The sequence below is a fragment of the Variovorax sp. LG9.2 genome (genome assembly GCF_035018885.1).
GTDB lineage: Bacteria > Pseudomonadota > Gammaproteobacteria > Burkholderiales > Burkholderiaceae_C > Variovorax.
The window spans coordinates 19,455-42,276 of sequence record NZ_JASJXB010000028.1 but is presented as its reverse complement, the minus strand read 5'-3'; the positions used below and the strand labels follow the sequence as shown (position 1 = coordinate 42,276).

Below are 22,822 nucleotides of genomic sequence, written 5' to 3'. Positions count from 1 at the left end.
ATGGCCGACGCGCACGCGCGCGCATCGCAAGACGCGGGGCTGGCGTTGCGCGGCACGCTCACTCGACTGACCGGCCTGGTGCTCGAAGCCGCCGGGTTGCGCGTGCCGGTCGGCTCGCAATGTCTGGTGCGCATGGGCAATCAGCCGCCGGTGCTGGCCGAGGTCGTCGGCTTCTCCGATCAACGTGCCTTCCTGATGCCGGCGGGCGATGTGCACGGACTCTCCAGCGGTGCCAGCGTGATGCCGGCGCCTCCCTATGTGCCGATCCCGCGGCTCGGTGAACCCGAGCGTGACGTGACGGCACGTGTCGGCGTGCTGCGCTTGCCGCTGGGCACCGGCCTGCTCGGCCGCGTGGTCGACCCGCAAGGCACGCCGCTCGATCATCAAGGTCCGCTCGCGGATGTCAGCGCCGAGCCGCTGGACCGCAAGCCCATCAACGCGATGGACCGCGCTCCCGTGCGCGAACCCCTCGACACCGGCGTGCGCGCGATCAACGCGTTGCTCACCGTGGGGCGCGGCCAGCGCATCGGCTTGTTCGCTGGCTCCGGTGTCGGCAAGAGCGTGCTGCTCGGCATGATGGCGCGCTACACCGAGGCCGATGTGATCGTGGTCGGCCTCATCGGCGAGCGTGGCCGCGAGGTCAAGGAATTCGTCGAAGACATCCTGGGCGATGAAGGCCGCGCACGTTCGGTCGTGGTGGCCGCGCCGGCCGATGCGCCGCCGCTGTTGCGCATGCAGGGCGCCGCGTACGCGACCGCCGTGGCCGAGTACTTTCGCGACCGCGGCCAGCATGTGCTGCTGCTGATGGATTCGCTCACCCGCTATGCGATGGCGCAGCGCGAGATCGCCCTGGCCATCGGCGAGCCGCCTGCCACCAAGGGCTATCCGCCATCGTGCTTCGCCAAGCTGCCGCAACTTGTCGAGCGCAGCGGCAACGGGCTGAACGGGGTCGGCTCGATCACTGCCTTCTATACCGTGCTGTCGGAGGGCGACGACCAGCAGGACCCGATTGCCGATGCGGCGCGGGCCATCCTGGACGGGCACATCGTGCTGTCGCGCTCGCTCGCCGAGGAGGCGCACTTTCCGGCGATCGACGTCGAGCAATCGGCCTCGCGGGTGATGCACAACGTGGTGCCGCGCGAGCACACGGATTGCGCCCGCCGCTTTCGTGCGGTGTATGCGCGCTATCGGCAAAGCCGCGACCTGGTGCGGCTCGGCGCCTATGCAGCAGGAAGCGACCCGGCGCTCGACGAAGCGATCCGCCTGCAGCCCGCGATGACCGCCTTCTTGCAGCAGGACATGTACGAAGCCGCGACGCTCGGCGCGAGCGTGGGCGCGATGGCGCAGACGGTGGGTCGAAGCTAAACGCGCACATGACCTGCATGACCTCCCCGTATTTCACTCCTCCGATCCCGAAAGCCCAACCATGTCGAACCTGAGTGCCTTGCAGACCGCCGTGTCTTTGGCCACGAGCGAACGTGATGCCGCGGCACAGCGCCTGGCGCAAGCGCGCCAGGGATGGCTCGCGACGCAGGTGCAGCTAGATCAGCTCGAAACCTACGCGCAGGAAACGATGACGCGATGGCAGGTGCAGTCCGCGCGGGTGACGCCGGAAATCATGGCCCATCACTATCAGTTCATGGAGCGCCTGACGCACGCCATCGGCTTGCAGAAGAGCGCGGTGACGCAACAGGCGAACCAGGTCGCGCTGATGGCCGACCGCATGCGCGTGGCAGAAACGCGCCGCGAAAGTCTGGTGCAACTGCATGCCAAGCGCGAGGCCGAGCAACGCCGCCTGACCGATCGCCGCGAGCAGAAGGTGTCGGACGAGCAGGCCGCATTGCAATACCGTCGCCTTGCCGGCGGCGTGATGGGAGGACTCTGATGGCGATCGAAATTTCACGCAGCAACGAAGTGCCGGCGGCGTCCGGCGCAGCGCGAGGACGATCGGGTTCGAACGACAACGCGGACGGCGTGAGCAGCTTTGCGGCGGCGCTGGCTTCGGCCGATCGGGAGCCGAACGCGGACGCGATGGCAGCGTCGAGGCCAGCGCAATCGAACGGTGGCGCGGACCGCAACGCAGAGCAGGGCGCCACTGCCGACAGTGCATCTCCTTCCGACGCCGCATCTGCAGCCGCCGATCGCGAGAAGGCCGATCGGCGTGAGCGGGCCTCAGCTGCCTCAGCGGCTTCAGCTGCGTCGACTGATGCGGTCAGCAACGCGGCAACCAACGCAGTTGACAACGCGACACCGACCGCGCCTCCCGTGCCGACGCCGGCCGCCGACGCGGCGGCACTGCTGCTGGCGCAAAGCAATCTGAACGCCGTGAGCGCATCGTCGGCGCTCGATGCCGGATCGGCCGCGATGGCCCTGGCCCAGCAAGCGGGCAATGGCTTGTCGAGCGCGCCGGGCCGGGGCGGCGCATCGACGCTGCCCGACAGTACGGTCGCCGGCCTGACCGGTGATGGCGCGAGCGCAGCTGCAAAGGCCGTCGCACTGCCCGAAACCGTGAATTACACCGGAACCGTCAAGAGCGTCGGAACCGTCAAGGACACGGGCACGGTCGACTCGCATTCGGCCGCGCTCGGTGTCGCCTTGCTCGATCGCACCGGCGGCAAGAAAGACGGTGTCAAAGACCTCTCGCGCACTGCATCGACACAAGACGCGTCGACGCCGCGCATCCCCAACTCGACGGCAGCGACTGCCGCAGCAGCGGCGTCGGCCGACGCTGCTGCTGCCAGTCGTGTCGCGGTGTCCGCCACCGCGACGCCAGCGGCCGAAACCGTCGCACTTGCGCAGGCGGCAGCGGCCAGCATTCCGGGCGAAGGTGCGTCTCCGTGGCGTCGCATCGAGCGTCCCGGCGACGCGTCGACCCCATCGGCAGGCGCAGGCTCGTTAGGTTTCGACGCCACAGGCAGCGCCGCATCGTCATCGACTGCGCCGACCGACGCCGCAGCGGTCGCCGCCAACGCAGGCGCTGGCAGCGCCGAGTTCATGGAGCGCATGGTCGATCAGGTGAGTTGGTGGATGGCACACCGCAGCCAGGGCGCCGAACTCAAGCTCGATCTGCCCGGCGGCCAGCCGGTCTCGGTCAGCGTGCAGGTTCAGGGCAACGAGGCGCAGGTCGCGTTTCGCAGCGACCATCCCGAGGCACGGCAGTGGCTGAACGCCGCGATGCCGCAGTTGAAGGAGATGCTGGGCAACGAGGGGTTGATGCTGTCGGGCTCGTCGGTCGGCCAGTCGGGAAGCGGCGCCGAGCAGGAAGCTGCGCGCGATGCGCAGCGGGCCTGGCGCGCAGAAAGCGGCAGCAGCGGCGCCGCGACTTCGACCATCGACACCGCGATGACGACAGCCCCGCGGCCTCGCACGGTGAGCGAACGCGCACTCGATCTCTACGTCTAGCCTGCTCTGCCCTCTACGGGCAGCGGGCCGGGGCAAGCGCCCATAAAGCGCGGCTTTCCCCCCTTTTTTCCGGGCTTGGCGCGAGGGGGTCGCGCCGAATAATCGGTTCCAAGCAGACCCTGCTGCGCGTGGCGCGATGGGTCGTTCTGCCGACGAACCGAAGGAAATCCCGTGTCCGCCCCTGCCGCCACCGCTGCCGCCATACCGGCCCCCGATGCGCCCAAGCGCAAGGGAAAGTCGATGCTGCTCATCATCGTGGCGGCGCTCGTGCTGGCGGGCGGCGGTGCCGGTGGCTGGTTCTACATGAGCAAGAAGAACCACGCGGCCACCGACGAAGAGCCGGCTGCGCACGCGCCCGAGCACGCCGCGGCGCCGACCTACCTCGCGCTGGAAAACATGGTGGTCAACCTGGCCGACCCGGGGGGCGAACGCTTTGCGCAGATCGGCGTGACGCTCGACCTCGAGAACGAAAAGGTCGGCGACAAGATCAAGAGCTACCTGCCGGCGATTCGCAGCAGCGTGCTGATGCTGGTGTCGCAGCGCACCTCGGAAGAACTGTTGAAGCGCGATGGCAAGGAAAAGCTCGCCACCGACATCGTGGCCGAGGTGTCCCGCACGCTGGGCTATGAAGTCGAAGCGCCGGTCAAGAAGTCCAAGGTGGTGGCCGAGTCCGATGACGACGAAGCGCCGGTCAAGGCGAAGAAAAAGCGCAAGGCCGAGCCAAGCCCTATCAAGGGCGTGCTGTTTTCCAGCTTCATCGTCCAGTAACGGCCGATCTCGCTGCCAACAACTCGCTTCGACTGCACACGCCTCCCGATGGACAACATTTTCGACACTGCGACCGATGCTGCGAAAGACGCGGCAGATGCAGCGCCCGACGATGCCGTAGAGCGCATGGCCGATGCCATCGTCCGCGAATACGACATGGCAGCGCAGGAGCGCATGGTGCGCCGGCCGATGCCGACGCTGGACATCGTCAACGAGCGCATGCAACGCTACCTGCGCGCCGGCATCTTTCAGTTTGCGCGGCGCAGCCCGGAGATCACGGTCGAGCCGACTGTGGTGCAACGCTTCTCCGAGTTTCTCGAAGTGCTGCCGGCCCCGGTGCACTTCAGCGTGGTGGCATTGCGCCCGTTGCGTGGAAGCGGATTGGTCGTCTGCGAATCCACCTTGATCTCTGCGTTGGTCGATGCGTTGTACGGCGGCGCCGGCACGTTGCAGGCACCGTTCGAAGGCCGCGATTTTTCGCCGACCGAACAGCGTGTGATCCAGCGACTGCTCACCTTGGTGTGCACCGAATACGCCAAGGCCTGGAAGGGCGTCTATCCGCTCGAGCTCGAATTTCAGCGCTCGGAAACGCATCCGCGCTTCGTCAATGTCGCGGCACCGGCCGACCTGGTGCTGGTGACCACGCTGCAGATCACCTTCGGCGAACTGAAGGGCGCGATTCGCATCTGCAAACCGTGGGCGGTACTCGACCCGGTGCGCGACATGCTCTACGGCGCGCAGCAGGCCGACGCCATCGCAGAAGACCGACGCTGGGTCACGCAGCTGACGCGCGAGATCCAGGCGGCGGAGGTCACGCTCACGGCCGAACTGGCCCAACCCGAACTCACCGTGGGCCAGTTGCTCGCGATGAAGCCCGGTGATTTCATCCCGCTCGAACGCGCCTCGCGCATCGTCGCAGCGGTCGACGGCACCCCTGTTTTCGCCTGCCATTACGGCACCCACAACGCGCGCTACGCCTTGCGCATCGACGAATGTGTGCGAAGCGACAGCGCGCACTGGCTCGGAGGCTCCCATGTCCATTGAAGAACAGACCATCTCTCCATCCGCTTCCGGTGCCGACTGGGCCGAAGCACTCGAGGCCCGTCCCGAAGGCATGAGCAGCGCCGCGAGCGGTGCGCCGCTCAACGACATCCAGCGTGTGCTCGACATCCCGGTGCAGTTGTCGGTCGAGCTCGGCCGCAAGAAAGTGCCGATCAAGCAGGTGCTGCAACTGGCGCAAGGCTCCATCGTCGAGCTCGATGCCATGGCCGGCGATCCGATGGACGTGCTGGTCAACGGCTACCTGGTCGCGCAGGGCGAAGTGGTGGTAGTCAACAACAAGTTCGGCATCCGCCTGACCGATGTGGTGACGCCGGCCGAACGGCTGCGTCGCGTGCACCGCGCCTGAAAAAAATCAACGGATCGAGTCGATGGCACAAAGCCTTTTCACCGTCGTGCTGTTCCTGGCACTGCTCGCCTGCGCGCCCTACCTGCTGCGTCGTCTGCAGGCGCGGCGGCTCGGCGCTTCCGGCATGGTCGATGGCGAGGCGTCGAAGCTGCTGTCGACTGTCGTGGTCGGTCCGCAGCAACGCGTGGTCACGCTCGAAGTCGGACCGCAGGGCGCACGCACCTGGCTCGTACTGGGCGTGACGGGGCAGTCGATCAATTGCCTGCATGTGCTGCCGGCCAATCCGGTTCACGCAACCCAGGACGCCATCGATGTCTGACGCCCGGAGCAAGCGTCGCCATGCATGGGTCGGCGCGCTGGTCGCACTCGGCCTGAGTGCCGTTGCGCCTTCGGTCTTTGCGCAAGCGACGGGGCAGGGCGGTCAGTTGCCGCTGGTCATCGGCACGGGTGCCGGTGGCACGAGTTACTCGGTGCCGGTGCAGACGCTGCTGTTCTTCACCGCTCTCTCTTTCCTGCCCGCCATCCTGCTGATGATGACCGGCTTCACGCGCATCGTGATCGTGCTGTCGCTCCTGCGGCAGGCGCTCGGCACGCAGTCGGCACCGCCCAACCAGGTGGTGGTCGGGCTCTCGCTCTTTTTGACTTTCTTCGTGATGGGTCCGACCATCGACCGGGTCTACAGCGAAGCCTATGTGCCGTACACCAACAACACGCTGCAGTTCGAGGCGGCCCTCGGCAAGGCAGAAGCGCCGATGCGTGAGTTCATGCTCAAGCAGACGCGGCAGTCGGACTTCGCGCTGTTCGCGCGGCTTGCCAAGTTGCCCGCCGACGTGACTGCCGAGACTGCGCCGATCCGCGTGCTGATTCCGGCCTTCGCCACGAGCGAGTTGAAGTCGGCCTTCCAGATCGGCTTCATGATCTTCATTCCTTTTCTGGTCATCGACATCGTGGTTTCGAGCATCCTGATGTCGCTCGGCATGATGATGTTGTCGCCGGTGCTCGTCGCCTTGCCGTTCAAGCTCATGCTGTTCGTGCTGGCCGATGGATGGAACCTGCTGATCGGTTCGCTGGCCGCCAGCTTCGTGCAGTAGCGAAGATAGAGGCAGAGCCCACATGAACGCACAAACCGCATTGACCATCGGCCAGGAAGCACTGGTCCTGCTGCTCACCGTCTCGCTGCCGGTGCTGCTGGCGGTGCTGGCCGTCGGTTTGCTGGTCAGCATCTTCCAGGCGATCACGCAGATCCATGAAGCCACGCTGGCTTTCGTGCCCAAGCTGATCGCCGCCGTCGCCGTGTTCGCCATCGCCGGACCGTGGATGCTCAACACGCTGGTCGACTACATCCGCCGCACGATCGAATCTATTCCGCAGATGGTCTTGTAGGGTGCTGACCTTCACCGAAGCCCAGCTCATGGGCTGGATCACGCCGGTGCTCTGGCCCTTCTTGCGCGTGCTCGGGCTCTTCACTACCGCGCCGCTCTTCTCTACGCGCGCCATTCCCATTCGCGCGCGCATCGGCCTCGCCTTCCTGATCGCGCTGTGCGCGCAGCCCACGTTGCAAGGCCAGCCGATGGTGGCGCTCGACAGCGTCGCGATGCTCGGCACGCTGATCCAGCAGGTCGGCATCGGCATGGCGATCGGTTTTACCGTGCGGCTGGTGTTCACTGCGGTCGAATTGGCGGGCGAGTTGGTCGGCCTGCAGATGGGCCTGAACTTCGCGTCGTTCTTCAATCCGATGAGCAACGCGCAGACCAGTGCGGTGTCGAGCTTCCTCGGCAACATCGCCACGCTTCTTTTCATCGCAATCAACGGCCATCTCACCATCGTCATGGCGGTGATGAAGAGCTTCGACGCCTTCCCGATCGGCGGCAGTTTCATGCAGGCGATGGGCCGCATGCGCATTCACGAACTGGGCACCGAGCTGTTCGCGAGCGCGCTGTGGATCGCGCTGCCGATGATCGGCCTGCTGCTCTTCACCAACCTCGTGCTCGGCGTCATTTCACGCGTCGCGCCGCAGATGAACATCTACGCGATCGGCTTCCCGGTGACCTTGGTCGCCGGACTGGTCGGCATCACCTTGACGCTGCCGATGATGGAGCAGCCGTTGCTGATGCTGATGGAGCAGATGATGGCGCGGATGTAGGGCGCGCCCCGAGGCCATTCTTTTGTATCTCATGTGATACAGTTTGAGCTTGATCGAAGTTCGCCAAACACCTGAATACGAAAAGTGGTTTGCGTCGCTGAAAGATCGAACGTCACGTGCTCGGGTAGACATCCGAATTCGACGCCTGTCGCTCGGAAACCTGGGATCTGTCGAACCTGTTGGAGAAGGTGTTTCAGAGCTGAAGATCGACTATGGCCCGGGCTACAGGGTCTACTTCGTGCAGCATCGGGGTCACTATGTCTTGCTGCTGGTTGGCGGTGACAAGTCCACGCAAGCACGTGACATCAAGAAAGCCAAGCAACTGGCGCGTCATTACGCGGAGCAAATATGACCAAGACGACTCGTATATGGGATCCCGCCGAACATCTTCAAACCGATGAAGACATGGCGGCCTATCTTGAAGCGGCGCTCGAAGAAGGCGATGCATCGCTCGTCGCCGCAGCGTTGGGCGACATCGCGCGTTCCAAAGGCATGTCACAGCTCGCTCGCGAAACTGGCCTCGGGAGAGAGAGTCTGTATAAGGCGCTCTCGCCTTCTGGAAATCCCGAGTTCGCGACCATTCTTCGCGTCGTCGGAGCCCTTGGTATCCGGCTGCATGCAGTACCGGTTGGGGCCAAGCCGGTCGCCTAAATCAAATTGTTCCGAATCGCATAAACCGTCAGCGCCGCATTCGTCGGCAACCCGAGTTTTTCCATCACCCGCGTGCGGTACACGCTCACCGTCTTGGGGCTCAACATCAGCTCTTCCGCAATGTCCGAAAGACGCTGGCCCGATGCGATCTTGATGAGGGTCTGCAGCTCGCGTTCCGACAGCGCGGCATGCGCCGCTTCCAGCGCCGGCCGAGCCACCGAGTCGGCCAGCATCTGCGCGACTTCAGCGGTGACGTACTTGCGGCCTTGCGCGACAGTGCGGGTCGCCGAGATCAACTCGTCGGGGTCGCCGGCCTTGCTCACGTAGCCCTTCGCGCCAGCGCGCAGACAGCGGATCGCGTACTGGTCGGCCGGGAACATCGACACCACCAGCACCTTGATGGGCGAGTCGGTTTCGGTCAGGCCGGTCAGCACTTCGAGCCCCCCGCGGCCGGGCATGCTGAGATCGAGCAATAGCACGTCGCACACCGTGGATCGCAGAAGCTCGCGCAGTTCGGCATAGCCGCCCGCCTCGCCCGTCACCTTGATATCGACCGCTTCCGATAGCGTGTCCCTGATACCCCTGCGCACGACGGCATGGTCGTCGCACAACACCACGTGGATCATGTTTCTGCCCGTTCCAGCGGCACCGACAAAATGATCGATGTGCCGATGCCGCCCTGGTTGCTGATGTCGAGCCAGCCGTCGACGGTGCGGGCGCGTTCGCCGAGGCCTTTGAGTCCGAAGGTCTTGGGCTTGTCGAGTTCGGCACGCGTCAGTCCGCGGCCGTTGTCGGTGACTTCGAGGGTAAGCACGTTCTCGCCGTCCGACAAATCGATATGCACTTCGCTGCATTCCGCATGCTTGGCGATGTTGGTCAGCGCCTCTTGCGCGGTGCGGTAGGCCACCAGCTTGACGGCATCGGACGCATCGATGGTTTCGTGCGTCGCGGTGAAGGATGTCTTCACGCCGGTGCGCCGCTCGAAGGCAGTGGCGAGCCAGTCCACCGCCGCCACGATGCCCTGGTCGAGGATGGGCGGCCGCAGGTCTTGGACGATGCGCTGGCTGGCGTCGATGGCGTGCTGCAGCGTTTCGATCGCGCCGTTCACATGCTCGACGATCGCCGAATCTTTGGCGCGGCGACCGATCCACGCCAGGTCGAACTTGACTGCCGCCAGCGACCCGCCGATATCGTCGTGCACTTCGCGCGCGATCGACTGCCTCTCTTCTTCCAGGCAAGCCTGCAGGTATTCGTTGAGTTCGGACGAGCGCCGCATCGAGCCTGCCAGCTCGGCATGCGAATCTTCCTTGACGGTGCGCATCTGATTGGCGCCGAGCGCCCGCACGATGGCGCGGGGCAAGTCGGGCAGCGCGCTCTTGCGGACGAAGTCGCTGACGCCGCGGCGAATGGCGTCGATGGCATCGCACTCGCTGGCCGAATTTGACAGCACGATGAAGGGTGGCTGCACACCCGATGATCCGAGCACGATGTCCCAGGCGTCCATGGCAGTGAAGCCATTCGCGTAATAAGCAGCGACGATGACATCGCAAACCTGCCGCTCCAGCCGATCGCTCAACTCGGCCAGCGTTTCGACGCGCTCGATGGCGTAGTCGGAACCGTTCAGTTCCAGAGCCGCTCGGGCCTTCGCATGGTCGGCCGCAGACGGCTCGATGTGGAGGATTCGCAGCCGGCGCGGAGGTTGGGCGGGTAACATTTGTGACGAATGATAGTCAGCCTGCGTCGCGTATACCGAGGCAGGCTGACTATCGTTCGCAGATGGCCCCGCGCGGGGGGCCATCTGTTGTTTTACAGAACGGGTGCGATCAGCCTGGGATCAGAACCTTGTTGACCACGTGGATCACGCCGTTTGACTGGTACACGTTGGCGATCGTCACCATCGCGGTGCCGCCCTTGGCGTCGGTGATCAGCACGTTGCCGCCGCTCGTCGTCGCGGTCAGCGTGCCGCCGCTGGCGGTCTTGAGCGTTGCCTTGCCACCACCGGCGGTGATTGCGCTCATCAAGGCTGCTGCATCCATCTTGCCGGGCACCACGTGGTACGTCAGCACCTTCGTCAATGTCGGCTTGTTCTCCGGCTTGAGCAGCGTGTCGACCGTGCCCGGCGGCAGCGCGGCGAAGGCTTCGTTGGTCGGTGCAAAGACGGTGAACGGGCCAGGGCTCTTCAGCGTATCGACCAAGCCTGCGGCCTTGACTGCAGCGACCAGCGTGGTGTGGTCCTTCGAGTTGACGGCGTTGTCGACGATGTCCTTGTTGGCGTACATCGGTGCGCCGCCGACCATCGGATTGGCCGCCATGCCGCTGCTGCCCGACATGCCACTACCGCTCATGCCCATACCGCCCGCGCAAGCGCTGAGCAAGACCGAAACGCCGACTGCAATCATGAGTTTTTTCATTGGAGGCTCCAGAAGAATTAGATGGTTTGAAAAAGCTCTGTGGAAACCGCCAACAGCTCGGAGGCGCCAGGCGCTTGGAGGTGATACGGAGATCGTGTCTCTTTGGATGTGTAGGACAAAACCCGATAGTCACGGGCATGAAAAAAGCGCCCGAAGGCGCTTTGCTCCGAGGGGCAAAAACCCGTATCAGGCTTCGCCCTTCACCTTCAAGCGCCACGCATGCAGCAGCGGTTCGGTGTACCCGCTCGGCTGCTCGATCCCCTTGAACACCAGGTCTTGCGCTGCCATGTACGCAGCCGAAGTCTTGAAGTGCCCGGCCATCGGCTGGTAGATCGAGTCGCCCGCGTTCTGCTTGTCGACCACCGCAGCCATGCGCTCGAAGGTCTCGTTCACTTGCGCCTTGGTCACGACGCCGTGCAGCAGCCAATTAGCGATGTGCTGGCTGCTGATGCGCAGCGTGGCGCGGTCTTCCATCAGGCCGACGTTGTGGATGTCGGGCACCTTGGAGCAGCCCACGCCCTGGTCGATCCAGCGCACCACGTAGCCGAGGATGCCCTGCACGTTGTTGTCAAGTTCCTGCTGCTTTTCTGCGGCGCTCCAGTCGGTCCTGGTGGCTGGCGTCGCGATCGGCACCTGCAGCAGCGCATTGAGGATGTTGTCGCGCTCGCCGTCGGCGTCGATCTTTTCCAGCTCCATCTGCACCGTCGTCACGCTGACCTGGTGGTAGTGCAGCGCGTGCAGCGTGGCCGCAGTGGGCGAGGGCACCCACGCCGTGTTGGCGCCGGCCTTGGGGTGCGCGATCTTCTGCTTGAGCATGTCGGCCATCAGGTCGGGCATGGCCCACATGCCCTTGCCGATCTGCGCCTTGCCACGCAGTCCGCACGAGAGGCCGACCAGCACGTTGTTCTTTTCGTAAGCGCCGATCCATGCGCTCGATTTCATGTCGCCCTTGCGGATCATGGCGCCGCCCTGCATGGCGGTGTGCATCTCGTCGCCGGTGCGGTCGAGGAAGCCGGTGTTGATGAAGGCGACGCGTGCGGCGGCCTCGGCGATGCAGGCCTTCAGATTGACGCTGGTGCGGCGCTCCTCGTCCATGATGCCGAGCTTGACGGTGTTGGCGGGCAGGCCCAGCAGCTGTTCGACGCGGCCGAACAGTTCGCTGGCGAAGGCCACTTCCGCCGGACCGTGCATCTTCGGCTTCACGATGTAGATGCTGCCAGTGCGCGAGTTGCCCTTTCGTTTCAGGTCGATGGTCGCGATGGTCGTCGTCACCACGGCATCGAGGATGCCTTCCGGGATTTCCTTCTTGCCGTCGTACAGCACGGCCGGGTTGGTCATCAGGTGGCCGACATTGCGCAGGAACATCAGCGAGCGGCCGTGCAGCTTCAGTGGCTTGCCGTCGGCGCCGGTGTATTCGCGGTCGGGGTTCAGGCCGCGCGTGAAGGTCTTGCCGCCCTTGGCGACTTCTTCGGTCAACGTGCCCTGCATGATGCCGAGCCAGTTCGAATACGCGACCACCTTGTCTGCGGCATCGACCACCGCCACCGAGTCTTCGAGGTCGAGGATGGTGGAAAGCGCAGCCTCCATCACCACATCGCTCACGCCGGCTGCATCGGTCTTGCCGATTGCCGTGGTCGGATCGATGACGATGTCGATGTGAATGCCGTTGTGCTTCAGCAGGATCGAGGTCGGTGCTTCTGGCGTGCCCCGGTAGCCGACGAAAATGGTCGGGTCCGCCAGCAAGGTGCTGCTGCTTTGCAGTGCGATGTGCAACTGGCCGCCCTGCACCGTGTAGCGGGTCGCCATCTTGTGCGAGCCGTTGTCGAGTGGCGCCGCCTGGTCGAGTGCTTCGCGTGCAAAGCCGATCACCTTGGCGCCGCGAACCGGGTTGTAGCGTGTCCCTTTTTCGGCCCCATCCGTTTCCGGGATCGCGTCCGTTCCGTAGAGCGCGTCGTACAGCGAACCCCAGCGCGCGTTGGCCGCGTTGAGCGCGTAACGTGCATTCAGGATGGGTACCACCAGTTGCGGGCCGGCCTGCAGTGCGAGCTCTGCATCGACGTGGGTCGTGGTCGCTTGCGTGTCCTTCGGTTGCGGCAGCAGATAGCCGATCTTTTCGAGGAAGGCGCGGTAGGCCGGCATGTCGGCGATCGGCCCGGGGTGCGCCTTGTGCCAGATGTCCAGTTCGGTCTGCAGGCGGTCGCGTTCGGCCAGCAGCGCGATGTTCTTCGGCGCCAGGTCGGCCACGATGGCATCGAAGCCTTTCCAGAACGTAGCGCTTTCGACACCGGCGGCTGGCAGCACCTTTTCATCGACGAAGCGGTAGAGCTCGGTGGCGACCTGGAGGCCGTGGGCGGTGGTGCGTTCAGTCATGGGGCTTGTCCGGAAAGTAGGGGGGTTGAGAGATGAGAGTCGAAGACGAAATCGGAATCAGAAGAAAGCCAGCACGTCGCGCAGGCTGCTGCCGGTGCGCTCGGGGGCCGGTCCGATGGCTTCATGGGGCAGGCTGAGCCGATTGATCCAGAGCGTGCGAAATCCATACCATGTGGCGGCCAGTGCGTCCCAGCCGTTGCTGCTGACGAAGACGATGTCGGCCGCTTCGCAGCCCGTCGCTAGCGGCCCGAGGGCGTAGGCATCGGGATGCGTCTTGAACTTGCGCACGGCATCGGTGCTGAGGACGTGATCGAACAGGCCGCTGAAGCCGCCGTTGTGCACCAGCGGCGCAAGCATCGAGGGGTCGCCGTTCGAGAGGATGCCGGTCACGACGCCGCGGGCGCGCAGCGCTTGCAGCACCTCCCGCGCTTCGGGATACGGGGTGAGGCTCAGGTATTGCGCCATCAGTGCCGCTTCGCGTTCGGCCGTCAGATCGAGCGCCAGACGCTGGCAGGCGTAGCGCAATCCGGCGCGCGTCAGTTCACTGAAGGGTTGGTAGTGCGCGCCATCGTTGCTCGTCGTCACGAGGCGCGAGTACTCGATCTGCTTGTCGCGCCACAGCACGCTGAGCACTTGTCCCTGACCGGGAAAGAAGCTTTCGGCCAGTGCGGCGACGCTGTGCACGTCGAACAACGTGCCATAGGCATCGAACAAAACTGCAGAGGGTGTGCGCATGTTCGTACTTTATTTGATACCGGGTCCCGCATTAAGACGCGAAATAGCGATTGATTGATGACTAAAAAATGCGCAATCAAAGCCGTCCGCTGAGATTTGCCGCCGCTTCGCGCACAGCTGGCACAAAGCCGGCGTCGTAGCGGTGCGTCGGCATGGTGAGGGTGACGGCCGCTGCCAGCGAGCCGTCGGCGTGGAAGACGGGCGCCGAGATCCCACCGAGTTCGGCGCTGCGGTCGCCGATCAGCGCGCAATAGCCCTGCGCTCGAATCGTCGCGTAGAGCTTGCGGTCCGTTCGCGAGAGGGACTCGCTCGCCTTCGTGCCGGCGTCGACGCCATCGGTACCGTACGCGATGAGCACCCGCGCGCCGGCACCCCGATCGGCAGGCAGCAGGTCGCCCGCGCGAACGTGGTCACGCACCGTGTGCGGCGAATCGACGCGGTAGAGGCACAGACGCGCCCAGCCGTCGCCGCTGCCCTGGCGCACGTGGTACGACGCGCTCTCACCGGTGGCGGCGACGAGCGACCGCAGCACCGGGAGCACCACATGATCGAGCGAGAACGACGCAGCGTAGAGACCGTGCAGCCGCGCCACCTCGGAGCCGAGTGCATAGCGGCCGTCGTCCAGTTTTCGGAGCAATGCTGCATGTTCGAGCGAGGCGAGCAAGCGCAGTGCAGTGCTTTTATAGAGTTGGGTGCGAGCCGCCAACTCGGCCAGCGTCAGCGCCACGTCGCCCGCCCGAAAGGCGGCGAGCAAGGTCAGCGCGCGGTCCACCGCCGCGGCGCCGCCGGGTGCAGCGTCGGTGTCGGCGACCGACTCGGTTTGGGCTTTTCGGGGCATGCTGCTCTCCTTCTGGACCTTCGACCCGCTTGACGATCTACGGTGCGGTCTGGTGTAATTCAATTTATTAGAACATCGTTCTGTCAGATAGAACAATAAGAATCTGCGCGAAGGCTTTCGACGCCACGACTTTCAGCGCTGCAGCCCTCAACGTAATCACGGCGGCGCGATCTGCTCCGGAGACGAATTTGGAAACCCCATCGAACCGCAAGCTGGACACGCACAGGCCAGGTGACGTGCTGATCAGCGAGGTCGGTCCGCGCGACGGCTTGCAGTCGGTCAAGGCCACCATGCCGACAGCAGACAAGCTGCGCTGGATCGACGCGCTCTACGCCGCCGGCCTGCGCGAGATCGAAGTCGCTTCATTCGTGCCGGCCCGGTTGCTGCCGCAGATGGCGGATGCCGTCGAGGTCGTGCGCCACGCGATCACATTGCCGGGCCTCACCGTCATGGCGCTGGTGCCCAACCGGCGCGGCGCGGAGGCCGCGTTGCGAGCCGGAGTGCACAAGCTGACGATGCCGGTGTCGGCCAGCCCGGCGCACTCCCTTGCCAATGTGCGCAAGACGCCGGCCGAGATGGTCGAAGAGGTGCGCGCCATCAGCGATTTGCGGCGAGAGATCGCGCCGCATGTGCTGCTCGAGGCCGGCATCTCCACGGCTTTCGGTTGCACGCTCCAGGGCCATGTGGCCGAAGACGACGTCATCCGGCTGGCGGTGCAATGCGTCGCCGCCGGTGCCGACGAGTCGGGCTTGTCGGACACCGTCGGCTACGCCAACCCGGCGCAGGTCCACCGGCTCTTCAAGCGGCTGCGTGCCGAGCTCGGCGCCAAGGCCGGCGCCGCGCACATGCACAACACGCGCGGCCTCGGCCTCGCCAATTGCCTGGCCGCTTACGAAGAGGGCGTGCGTACTTTCGATTCTTCTCTTGGCGGTCTGGGCGGGTGCCCGTATGCGCCCGGCGCGTCGGGCAACGTCGTGACCGAAGACCTCGTCTTCATGTTCGAAGCGATGGGCGTGCGCACCGGCATCGACCTCAACCAACTCATCGCCGCGCGCGTGCCGCTGACGGACGGTCTGCCCGGCGAGCCGCTGTACGGCATGACGCCGGAAGCGGGGTTGCCAAAAGGCTTTGCGCAACGGTTCGCGCAAGGTCTCGTGAACGAAGCCGAGCATGTCTGAAGCCACGATGTCCGACACGAAACAGCCACTGCCCTACGAAGGCATCCGCGTCGTCGAATTCACCCACATGGTGATGGGGCCGACCTGCGGCATGGTGCTCGGCGACCTGGGCGCCGAAGTCATCAAGGTCGAGCCTATCGAGGGCGACAACACGCGCCGCCTGCTGGGCTCCGGGGCAGGATTCTTCCCCAACTTCAACCGCAACAAGAAGAGCATCGCGCTCGACCTGAAGCAGCCCGCCGGCGTCGAGGCGGCGCTCCGTTTGATCGCGACGGCCGACATCGTCAGTGAGAACTTCAAGCCCGGCACCATGAAGAAGCTTGGCCTCGACTACGACACGTTGAAGAAGCTCAATCCGCGCCTGATCTACGTCAGCCACAAAGGCTTTTTGCCCGGCCCGTACGACCACCGCACCGCGCTCGACGAAGTGGTGCAGATGATGGGCGGCCTGGCCTACATGACGGGCCGCTCCGGCGACCCGCTGCGCGCCGGCACCAGCGTGAACGACATCATGGGCGGCATGTTCGGCGCCATCGGAGCGATGGCTGCATTGCGCCAACGCGAGCTCACCGGCGTCGGATGCGAAGTGCAATCGGCGCTGTTCGAGAACAACGTGTTTCTGGTCGGGCAGCACATGATGCAGTTCGCCGCGACGGGCAAGGCGGCCGACCCGATGCCGAGCCGCATATCGGCCTGGGGGGTGTATGACGTGTTCACCGTCAAAGACGGCGAGCAGATCTTTCTGGCCGCGGTCAGCGACAAGCAGTGGGCGATCTTCTGCAAGGCTTTCGGCCTCGAAGAAATGATGGTCGACCCGCGCCTCAAAACCAACAACGACCGGGTGATGGCGCGCGAATGGATGATGCCGATCCTCCGTACGCATCTGGCCGACCGCAGCGCCGCCGAGCTGAGCGCAGTGTTCGAGGCGAACGAGTTGCCCTTCGCGCCCATCACGCGGCCCGAGGCGCTGTTCGACGACCCGCACCTGAACGCCAACGGCGGCCTCGCGCCCATTCGAATGAACGACGGCAGCATGTCGAAGGCGCCGCTGCTGCCTTTCACCATGGGCGGCAAACGTGCCGGCATCCGGCTCCAACCACCGCTGCTGGGCGAACACACAGATGCGTTGCTGACCGAGGTCGGCTACAGCGACGAAGAGATCGCCGCCCTCAAAGACCGAAACATCGCGACCGGAAACTGACCTCACCCATGACATTCCCTTCACGGCGCTCACTGCTCGCCTGCGCATCCGCATCGGTTGTTCTCGCCTTGACCACCTTGCCTGCAGGGGCTGCTGGGACAGAAGCCGCATGGCCCGACAAACCGATTCGCTTCATCGTGCCGTACACGCCGGGCGGCGGCACCGACGTCGTGACGCGGCTGATCGCGCAGAAGGTGAGCGAAGACACGCACTGGACCTTCGTCATCGAGAACCGTCCCAGCGGCAACGGCGCCATCGGCATCGACGCCGTGGCCAAGGCCAAGCCCGACGGCTACACGATCGCCATGGGTCAGACCGCGAACCTGGCGATCAATCCGACGCTGTTTTCCAACTTGCCTTACAACGCCTTGAAAGACGTGGTGACGGTGGCGATCGTCGCGTCGCAGCCGGTCGTCATGGTCGTGCGCACAGACGCGCCGTACCAGTCGCTCGCAGACCTCGTGGCTGCCGCCAAGGCCAAGCCTGGCGACATCAAGCAGGCGCTGGCCGGCACCGGCACCCTCGGCCACATGGCCGGCGAGGTGCTGGCCAAGCGGGCCGGCTTCACAGTGCTGAGCGTCCCGTACAAGGGCGCCGCACCGGCGTTGACCGATCTGCTCGGCGGCCAGACCGACTACATGTTCGCGACGCCCGAAGGCGCGCTCGCGATGGTCAAGGGCGGCAAGCTGCGTGCGCTGGCTGTGACTTCCGCCAAACGCCTGCCGACGCTGCCCGATGTACCGACCGTCGGCGAAACCTACAAGGGCTTCGAGGCGGTCGACTGGAAGGCCATCGTCGCCCCGGCCGGGACACCGCCCGAACTGGTCAAAAAGCTCAACGTCGCCGTCGACAAGGCGCTTGGAAAGCCGGCCGCGATCGCCCAGCTTCTGGCTGTCGGCAGCACACCGGTCGGCGGCAGCGTCGAGAGCGCGGCCCAGTACGTCAAAGCCGAGTACGCGAAGTGGGGCGCAGTCGTGCGGGACGGTGGCCTCAAGCCAGATTGAATAATCAGGCGCCATGGACCGCCTGAAACAACTCGAATCCTTCGTCTCGATCGCCACGCGCGGCAGCCTCACGGCGGCGGCCAAGGCGGAGGGCGTGGCGCCGGCCATCATGGGCCGACGGCTCGACGCACTCGAGGAGCGGCTCGGCGTCAAGCTGCTGGTGCGCACCACGCGGCACCTCACGCTGACGCACGAGGGCAGCGCTTTTCTCGAAGACTGCCAGCGCCTGTTGATCGACATGGCCAACGCCGAAGCCAGCGTGAGCGCCGGCGGCGTCAAGGCCAGCGGCCACTTGCGCATGACCGCGCCGGCGGGCTTCGGGCGCCGACATGTCGCGCCGCTGGTGCCGCGCTTTCGCGAGCTGCATCCCGAGGTCACGATCTCGCTCAACCTGAGCGACCGCGTGGTGGATCTGGCGGGCGAGGGCTTCGACTGCGCAGTGCGCGTGGGCGACATGCCGGACTCGTCCTTGGTCAGCTTGCGGCTGGCCGACAACCGCCGTCGTTGCGTGGCCACGCCGGCTTTCATCCAGCGGCATGGTGCGCCACAGCACCCGAGCGAGCTGTCGCGCTTCGCCTGCCTCACGCTGTCGAGCGACGCCTCGCAAACCCGCGGCTGGGCCTTTCGCACACCCGATGCCGCCGGCAAGCTGGAGGTGATCCATTTCAAGCCGCATGGCCCGCTCGATTGTTCCGACGGGCAGGTGCTGCACGACTGGTGCCTGGCCGGACACGGCATCGCCTGGCGCAGCACTTGGGAGGTCGAGGCGGAGATCGATGCCGGCCTGCTGGTGCCGCTGCTCGACGAATACGCCGCGCCGGCCAATGGCATCTACGCGCTGTTTTCGCATGCGCGCCACCTGCCACTGCGGGTGCGGCTCTGGCTGGATTTTTTGAAGCAGCAGTACGGCAGGCCGGAATTTTGGGGAGAAGTTCGCTGAATGGGCGGCGAATCGAGGTCTTGTCTGGGGTTCGACAGCGCTCGCTGCACTGCACAATCCGGCCATGAAAATTTCAGTCGTCACGATTTCCTTCAACCAGGGCGAGTACCTGCGCGCCTGCATCGACTCGGTGCTGAACCAGAACTACCCCGACCTCGAATACATCGTGGTCGACCCCGGCAGCAAGGACGACAGCCGCGCCATCATCGATTCGTACGGCGACAGGATCATCCGCGTCTATGAAAAAGACGATGGCCCGTCGGATGGTTTGAACAAGGGCTTCGCCCATGCCACTGGCGAAGTGCTCGCCTTCATCAATGCCGACGACGAACTGCTGCCCAATTCACTTCAGCGCATGGCCGATGAATTCAAGCGCCAGCCCGACGCCGATCTGGTGATGGGTTGTGGCTATTTCTCCGACGAAAAAGGCAAGCGCGGCAAGCGCATCCTGCCGTCGCGCCTGACGCCCTGGCTTTACGTCAACGGTGGCGTCACGCTGTTCCAGCAGGGCACCTTTTTCCGCCAGGGCATCTTCCGCAAGATCGGCGGCTTCAAGAAGGCCAACCGCACTTCGTGGGATGCCGAACTCTTCCTGGACATGGCGCTGGCCGGCGCCAAGTTCGTTCGCATCGAAGACGACATCGCTCTGTTTCGCATGTACCCCGGCTCCATCACCGGCAGCGGGCGACTGCAAAAGCTGTACGAAGCCGACAACCTGCGCATGTTCAAGGCGGTCATGGGGCGTGAACCGCGGCCGGCCGACCGACTGCTCAACAAGGTGGCGCGGGCGATGAAGTTCGCCGCCGATCCTGGCTACGCGTTGCGCCGGATGCGCTGAAGCGGTTGCAAAATAGACGCGGTGCCGTCTATTTTTAGAGAGCAATCGATGACCCTCGAAGCCATCCTCGCGTACCTGCATTTGCTGGCCATCCTGACGATGGTCGTCTTCATCGCCAGCGAAGCCGCGCTGTGCCGGGTGCAGTGGCTCAATGCGGCCGTGGTCGAGCGGCTGACCAGGGTCGACATGATCTACGGCATCGCGGCCATCGCGGTGCTGGCCACCGGCATCGCGCGAACCTGGTGGGGCGTGAAAGGCACGGCCTGGTACTGGACCAACCCGCTGCTGCACGTGAAGCTGGGGCTCTTCATCATCGTCGGCGTGCTGTCGATCTTTCCGACGCTGACCTTCTTTCGCTGGCGCAAAACGCTGCGCTCCACCGGCAAGCTGCCATTTGAAGGCGACATCAAGAAGACGCGGCGCCTGGTGATGATGCAAGCGCACCTGATCGCACTCATCCCGCTGGTCGCCGTGTTCCTCGCGCGCGGCTTCGGCAAATAAGCGCTGCATGGGACCGGTCGGCATCCAGCTTCTTTTTGCGGGCACGATTTTCAGCAGTGCCTTCCTGCTCTTCCTGGTTCAACCGCTCATCGCCAAGCAGATCCTGCCGTGGTTCGGTGGCTCAGCGGCCGTGTGGTCGATCTGCATGGTGTTCTTCCAGGTCGTGCTGCTGGCCGGCTACGCGTACTCCGACTGGGTTACGCGGCGCTTGGGCGTGAAAGCGCAGGCGCGATTGCACGTCGCACTGCTGCTCGTGAGCCTCGCGTTTTTGCCGATCGTCACCAGCGCGCGCTGGAAGCCCACCGGCTCCGAAGACCCGACGCTGTGGATCCTCGGCTTGCTGCTCGGCACCATCGGTCTGCCTTACTTTCTGCTCTCGACAACCGGGCCGCTGGTGCAGTCGTGGGTGGCGCGCACGCCTTGGGGTGCGCAGGTCTATCGCTACTTTTCTCTGTCGAACCTGGCGTCGCTGGCGTCGCTGCTGGCGTACCCGGTGCTGATCGAGCCGTACAGTTCGCTGGTGCAGCAGGCGCATGGCTGGTCGTGGGGATTCGGTGCCTTTGCCGCGCTGTGTGCGGGCACGACGATCTATGTGTCGCGGCGCTGGGCGAGCGGTGCGCCGCATCTGGCGCCTGTCGCCACGGTTTCTGCGGCACCCGATGTGAAGCCGCGCACCGTCGACTACCTCCTGTGGCTCGCGCTGCCGGCCCTCGGCTCGTGGCTCTTGCTCGCGATCACCAACCACATCACGCAGAACGTGGCGGCGATCCCGTTCCTGTGGGTGCTTCCGCTGTCGGTCTACTTGTTGACCTTCGTGCTGTGCTTCGAAAGCGATCGCTGGTATCGGCGCGGCATTTTTTTACCCGGCGCGGCGGCGATGCTGCTGCTCTGCGCATTCGGCCTGCAAGACAGCGTCGGCTCCGACGTCAAGACCGCCTTGCCGATCTACGTCGCCGGGCTCTTCGTGCTGTGCATGTTCCTGCACGGCGAGATGGCGCGGATGCGGCCGGGGCCGAGCTATCTCACGCGCTTTTATCTGATGCTATCGCTGGGCGGCGCCATCGGTGGCGTGACGGTCGGTCTGCTCGCACCGCACGTGCTGCCAGCGTATTACGAACTCGGCATCGGGCTGGTGCTGACCGCGCTGCTCGGCGCGGTGCTGGCGGGCCGCGGGTCGGGCCAGCGCCGGTGGCTGGGCGGCGCTGGCGTCGCACTCGCCGCCTGCTGTGCATGGTTTCTATCGGTGCAGATTCGCGACGACACGACCGATGCGCGCGGCCTGCTGCGCAACTTCTACGGCACGCTGATCACGCTCGATACGCGCCGGGACGATCCGAACTACAACGTGCGGCAGATGTACCACGGCTCGGTCAAACACGGCGAGCAGTTCCTGGCCGCAGCGCGCCGACGTGAGCCGACCACGTACTACGGCGAATCGGCGGGCATCGGCCGCGCCATCGCGTCGGCGCCCGATGCGCCGCGCCGGGTCGGCCTCATCGGCCTGGGTGCCGGCACGCTCGCAACCTACGGGCGCACTGGCGACGCCTATCGCGTGTATGAAATCAACCCGCAGGTGTTCGAGCTGGCCGATGGCGAATTCAGCTTTCTGAAAGACAGCCCGGCGCGCATCGAGCGTGTGCTTGGCGATGCGCGGCTGGCGCTGGAGGGCGAGGCGCCGCAGAACTTCGATGTGCTCGCAGTGGACGCGTTCTCCGGCGATTCGGTGCCGATCCACCTGATCACCGTAGAGGCGATGGCGGTGTACGAGCGGCATCTGAAGCCCGACGGCGTCGTCGCCTTCCACGTGACCAATCGCTTCCTGGATCTGGCGCCGGTGGTGGCGCGCATCGCCGAGTCGCGTGGGCTGCACGCGGTGCTGGTGCATGACGAGCCGGAGAACGGTGCGCTGCGCAACACCGACTGGGTTCTTGTCGCTCGCGACGCGAAAACGCTGGCGCGTCCGGCGATCGGCCGTGCCGGCGCGGCGATCACGCTGAAGCCCGGCGTGAAACCCTGGAGCGACGACTTCAACAACCTGCTCGGTGTGTTGAAGTAAGCAGTCGCAAAAAAGCCCGCGTGCAGCGGGCTCTTGAGTGCGACGCTGAGGTCGCCTCAGCGCCGTCTCAGCCTTTGGCGTCGGCTTCGCACTTCTTCATGAAGCTGGTCTTGGCGGCACCGGCCAGCGCCTTGCCGTTCTTGTCCATGGCCTTCGTCGCGCATGCGGGCGCTGCCGAGGACATGGTGTCCTTCTCGCACTTCTTCACGAAGCTGGTCTTGGCGGCGCCGGCGAGGGGCTTGCCGTTCTTGTCCATGGCCTTCGTTTCGCAGGCGCTCTGGGCGTGGGCTGCACCGAAAGAGAGACACGCGCCGAGGGCGATCAGGGAAAGGAGCTTTTTCATGGTGTGGATGTCCTGGAGGTTGAGTGACGACAGCA

At 65.0% G+C, this 22,822-nt stretch carries 26 protein-coding genes; 19 read left to right on the top strand and 7 right to left on the bottom strand.

Annotated elements, in window-relative coordinates; translation table 11 throughout:
• The 12 genes from fliI to QN413_RS21610 all read left to right on the top strand — a co-directional run bounded on the left by fliI (position 1) and on the right by QN413_RS21610 (position 8,372).
• Positions 1–1,365 carry a flagellar protein export ATPase FliI gene (gene fliI / locus QN413_RS21665; RefSeq protein WP_409051325.1) on the top strand — a complete coding sequence of 455 codons (1,365 nt, stop codon included), beginning with the start codon at positions 1–3 and terminating at the stop codon, positions 1,363–1,365.
• A 61-nt stretch (positions 1,366–1,426) separates the two neighbouring features.
• Positions 1,427–1,885: a flagellar export protein FliJ gene (locus QN413_RS21660; protein ID WP_323498652.1), complete on the top strand. Its 459-nt coding sequence runs from the start codon at positions 1,427–1,429 to the stop codon at positions 1,883–1,885.
• Entirely contained in the window at positions 1,885–3,402 is a 1,518-nt protein-coding gene (locus QN413_RS21655; protein WP_323498651.1) for a flagellar hook-length control protein FliK, read from the top strand. The genes QN413_RS21660 and QN413_RS21655 overlap by 1 nt, the downstream gene beginning before the upstream one ends.
• Positions 3,403–3,573: 171 nt before the next feature.
• Complete coding sequence (locus tag QN413_RS21650) at positions 3,574–4,170, top strand: flagellar basal body-associated FliL family protein (RefSeq protein WP_323498650.1); 597 nt, start codon at positions 3,574–3,576, stop codon at positions 4,168–4,170.
• A 48-nt stretch (positions 4,171–4,218) separates the two neighbouring features.
• Positions 4,219–5,214 (top strand): flagellar motor switch protein FliM, encoded by a 996-nt coding sequence (gene fliM / locus QN413_RS21645; RefSeq protein WP_323498649.1) that lies wholly within the window; start codon positions 4,219–4,221, stop codon positions 5,212–5,214.
• Positions 5,204–5,578, top strand: a complete 375-nt coding sequence (gene fliN, locus QN413_RS21640; protein ID WP_323498648.1) for a flagellar motor switch protein FliN — start codon at positions 5,204–5,206, stop codon at positions 5,576–5,578. Before fliM ends, fliN begins: the two co-directional genes overlap by 11 nt.
• A 22-nt stretch (positions 5,579–5,600) precedes the next feature.
• Complete coding sequence (locus QN413_RS21635) at positions 5,601–5,897, top strand: flagellar biosynthetic protein FliO (protein ID WP_323498647.1); 297 nt, start codon at positions 5,601–5,603, stop codon at positions 5,895–5,897.
• Positions 5,890–6,669: a flagellar type III secretion system pore protein FliP gene (gene fliP, locus QN413_RS21630; RefSeq protein WP_323498646.1), complete on the top strand. Its 780-nt coding sequence runs from the start codon at positions 5,890–5,892 to the stop codon at positions 6,667–6,669. The genes QN413_RS21635 and fliP overlap by 8 nt, the downstream gene beginning before the upstream one ends.
• A 22-nt stretch (positions 6,670–6,691) precedes the next feature.
• A complete protein-coding gene (gene fliQ / locus QN413_RS21625; RefSeq protein WP_187053383.1) occupies positions 6,692–6,961 on the top strand; it encodes a flagellar biosynthesis protein FliQ in 270 nt (89 codons plus the stop codon).
• A gap of 1 nt (position 6,962) precedes the next feature.
• Entirely contained in the window at positions 6,963–7,721 is a 759-nt protein-coding gene (fliR, locus tag QN413_RS21620; protein ID WP_187053382.1) for a flagellar biosynthetic protein FliR, read from the top strand.
• Between the two features lie 49 nt (positions 7,722–7,770).
• Positions 7,771–8,073, top strand: a complete 303-nt coding sequence (locus QN413_RS21615) for a type II toxin-antitoxin system RelE/ParE family toxin (RefSeq protein WP_323498645.1) — start codon at positions 7,771–7,773, stop codon at positions 8,071–8,073.
• Positions 8,070–8,372: an addiction module antidote protein gene (locus QN413_RS21610; RefSeq protein ID WP_323498644.1), complete on the top strand. Its 303-nt coding sequence runs from the start codon at positions 8,070–8,072 to the stop codon at positions 8,370–8,372. Before QN413_RS21615 ends, QN413_RS21610 begins: the two co-directional genes overlap by 4 nt.
• Here QN413_RS21610 and QN413_RS21605 read toward each other — a convergent pair.
• The 6 genes from QN413_RS21605 to QN413_RS21580 form a co-directional block, all read right to left on the bottom strand.
• A complete protein-coding gene (locus QN413_RS21605; RefSeq protein ID WP_187053379.1) occupies positions 8,369–8,998 on the bottom strand; it encodes a response regulator transcription factor in 630 nt (209 codons plus the stop codon). The genes QN413_RS21610 and QN413_RS21605 overlap by 4 nt on opposite strands.
• On the bottom strand, positions 8,995–10,086 hold the full coding sequence (locus QN413_RS21600) for a histidine kinase (RefSeq protein ID WP_323498643.1): 1,092 nt from the start codon (positions 10,084–10,086) through the stop codon (positions 8,995–8,997). Before QN413_RS21600 ends, QN413_RS21605 begins: the two co-directional genes overlap by 4 nt.
• A 109-nt stretch (positions 10,087–10,195) precedes the next feature.
• On the bottom strand, positions 10,196–10,783 hold the full coding sequence (locus QN413_RS21595) for a fasciclin domain-containing protein (protein ID WP_416352218.1): 588 nt from the start codon (positions 10,781–10,783) through the stop codon (positions 10,196–10,198).
• A 186-nt stretch (positions 10,784–10,969) separates the two neighbouring features.
• A complete protein-coding gene (locus tag QN413_RS21590) occupies positions 10,970–13,153 on the bottom strand; it encodes a malate synthase G (RefSeq protein ID WP_323498641.1) in 2,184 nt (727 codons plus the stop codon).
• 57 nt (positions 13,154–13,210) lie between these two features.
• Positions 13,211–13,888: a haloacid dehalogenase type II gene (locus tag QN413_RS21585; protein ID WP_323498640.1), complete on the bottom strand. Its 678-nt coding sequence runs from the start codon at positions 13,886–13,888 to the stop codon at positions 13,211–13,213.
• A gap of 76 nt (positions 13,889–13,964) precedes the next feature.
• Positions 13,965–14,726: an IclR family transcriptional regulator gene (locus QN413_RS21580; RefSeq protein ID WP_323498639.1), complete on the bottom strand. Its 762-nt coding sequence runs from the start codon at positions 14,724–14,726 to the stop codon at positions 13,965–13,967.
• 188 nt (positions 14,727–14,914) lie between these two features.
• On the opposite strand from QN413_RS21580, the gene QN413_RS21575 reads away from it, so the two are divergent.
• The 7 genes from QN413_RS21575 (at position 14,915) to QN413_RS21545 (ending at position 22,444) form a co-directional block, all read left to right on the top strand.
• The gene (locus QN413_RS21575) at positions 14,915–15,904 is read left to right on the top strand and encodes a hydroxymethylglutaryl-CoA lyase (RefSeq protein ID WP_323498638.1); all 990 of its coding nucleotides are present in this window, start codon (positions 14,915–14,917) and stop codon (positions 15,902–15,904) included.
• Positions 15,897–17,105, top strand: coding sequence for a CaiB/BaiF CoA-transferase family protein (locus tag QN413_RS21570; protein WP_323501867.1), 1,209 nt, complete (start codon positions 15,897–15,899; stop codon positions 17,103–17,105). The genes QN413_RS21575 and QN413_RS21570 overlap by 8 nt, the downstream gene beginning before the upstream one ends.
• Before the next feature lie 8 nt (positions 17,106–17,113).
• Positions 17,114–18,109, top strand: a complete 996-nt coding sequence (locus QN413_RS21565) for a tripartite tricarboxylate transporter substrate binding protein (protein ID WP_323498636.1) — start codon at positions 17,114–17,116, stop codon at positions 18,107–18,109.
• A gap of 13 nt (positions 18,110–18,122) precedes the next feature.
• Positions 18,123–19,049 (top strand): LysR family transcriptional regulator, encoded by a 927-nt coding sequence (locus tag QN413_RS21560; RefSeq protein ID WP_323498634.1) that lies wholly within the window; start codon positions 18,123–18,125, stop codon positions 19,047–19,049.
• 64 nt (positions 19,050–19,113) lie between these two features.
• A complete protein-coding gene (locus QN413_RS21555) occupies positions 19,114–19,887 on the top strand; it encodes a glycosyltransferase family 2 protein (protein WP_323498633.1) in 774 nt (257 codons plus the stop codon).
• Positions 19,888–19,935: 48 nt separating this feature from the next.
• Positions 19,936–20,388, top strand: a complete 453-nt coding sequence (locus QN413_RS21550) for a DUF2214 family protein (protein ID WP_323498632.1) — start codon at positions 19,936–19,938, stop codon at positions 20,386–20,388.
• A 7-nt stretch (positions 20,389–20,395) separates the two neighbouring features.
• Complete coding sequence (locus tag QN413_RS21545; RefSeq protein ID WP_323498631.1) at positions 20,396–22,444, top strand: fused MFS/spermidine synthase; 2,049 nt, start codon at positions 20,396–20,398, stop codon at positions 22,442–22,444.
• Between the two features lie 67 nt (positions 22,445–22,511).
• On the opposite strand, the gene QN413_RS21540 is transcribed toward QN413_RS21545, so the two are convergent.
• Positions 22,512–22,787, bottom strand: a complete 276-nt coding sequence (locus QN413_RS21540; RefSeq protein ID WP_323498630.1) for a hypothetical protein — start codon at positions 22,785–22,787, stop codon at positions 22,512–22,514.
• Positions 22,788–22,822 lie beyond the last annotated feature (35 nt).

What these genes read in the sequence shown, in the direction of transcription:
- QN413_RS21660 (WP_323498652.1), top strand. Translation starts at nt 1,427, where the DNA reads ATGTCGAACCTGAGTGCCTTGCAGACCGCCGTGTCTTTGGCCACGAGC.
- QN413_RS21565 (WP_323498636.1), top strand. Translation starts at nt 17,114, where the DNA reads ATGACATTCCCTTCACGGCGCTCACTGCTCGCCTGCGCATCCGCATCG.
- QN413_RS21655 (WP_323498651.1), top strand. Translation starts at nt 1,885, where the DNA reads ATGGCGATCGAAATTTCACGCAGCAACGAAGTGCCGGCGGCGTCCGGC.
- QN413_RS21540 (WP_323498630.1), bottom strand. Translation starts at nt 22,787, where the DNA reads ATGAAAAAGCTCCTTTCCCTGATCGCCCTCGGCGCGTGTCTCTCTTTC.
- QN413_RS21605 (WP_187053379.1), bottom strand. Translation starts at nt 8,998, where the DNA reads ATGATCCACGTGGTGTTGTGCGACGACCATGCCGTCGTGCGCAGGGGT.
- QN413_RS21545 (WP_323498631.1), top strand. Translation starts at nt 20,396, where the DNA reads ATGGGACCGGTCGGCATCCAGCTTCTTTTTGCGGGCACGATTTTCAGC.
- QN413_RS21600 (WP_323498643.1), bottom strand. Translation starts at nt 10,086, where the DNA reads ATGTTACCCGCCCAACCTCCGCGCCGGCTGCGAATCCTCCACATCGAG.
- QN413_RS21590 (WP_323498641.1), bottom strand. Translation starts at nt 13,153, where the DNA reads ATGACTGAACGCACCACCGCCCACGGCCTCCAGGTCGCCACCGAGCTC.
- QN413_RS21635 (WP_323498647.1), top strand. Translation starts at nt 5,601, where the DNA reads ATGGCACAAAGCCTTTTCACCGTCGTGCTGTTCCTGGCACTGCTCGCC.
- QN413_RS21610 (WP_323498644.1), top strand. Translation starts at nt 8,070, where the DNA reads ATGACCAAGACGACTCGTATATGGGATCCCGCCGAACATCTTCAAACC.
- QN413_RS21560 (WP_323498634.1), top strand. Translation starts at nt 18,123, where the DNA reads ATGGACCGCCTGAAACAACTCGAATCCTTCGTCTCGATCGCCACGCGC.
- fliM (WP_323498649.1), top strand. Translation starts at nt 4,219, where the DNA reads ATGGACAACATTTTCGACACTGCGACCGATGCTGCGAAAGACGCGGCA.
- QN413_RS21570 (WP_323501867.1), top strand. Translation starts at nt 15,897, where the DNA reads ATGTCTGAAGCCACGATGTCCGACACGAAACAGCCACTGCCCTACGAA.
- QN413_RS21580 (WP_323498639.1), bottom strand. Translation starts at nt 14,726, where the DNA reads ATGCCCCGAAAAGCCCAAACCGAGTCGGTCGCCGACACCGACGCTGCA.
- fliQ (WP_187053383.1), top strand. Translation starts at nt 6,692, where the DNA reads ATGAACGCACAAACCGCATTGACCATCGGCCAGGAAGCACTGGTCCTG.
- QN413_RS21555 (WP_323498633.1), top strand. Translation starts at nt 19,114, where the DNA reads ATGAAAATTTCAGTCGTCACGATTTCCTTCAACCAGGGCGAGTACCTG.
- QN413_RS21550 (WP_323498632.1), top strand. Translation starts at nt 19,936, where the DNA reads ATGACCCTCGAAGCCATCCTCGCGTACCTGCATTTGCTGGCCATCCTG.
- fliI (WP_409051325.1), top strand. Translation starts at nt 1, where the DNA reads ATGGCCGACGCGCACGCGCGCGCATCGCAAGACGCGGGGCTGGCGTTG.
- fliP (WP_323498646.1), top strand. Translation starts at nt 5,890, where the DNA reads ATGTCTGACGCCCGGAGCAAGCGTCGCCATGCATGGGTCGGCGCGCTG.
- QN413_RS21585 (WP_323498640.1), bottom strand. Translation starts at nt 13,888, where the DNA reads ATGCGCACACCCTCTGCAGTTTTGTTCGATGCCTATGGCACGTTGTTC.
- fliN (WP_323498648.1), top strand. Translation starts at nt 5,204, where the DNA reads ATGTCCATTGAAGAACAGACCATCTCTCCATCCGCTTCCGGTGCCGAC.
- QN413_RS21595 (WP_416352218.1), bottom strand. Translation starts at nt 10,783, where the DNA reads ATGAAAAAACTCATGATTGCAGTCGGCGTTTCGGTCTTGCTCAGCGCT.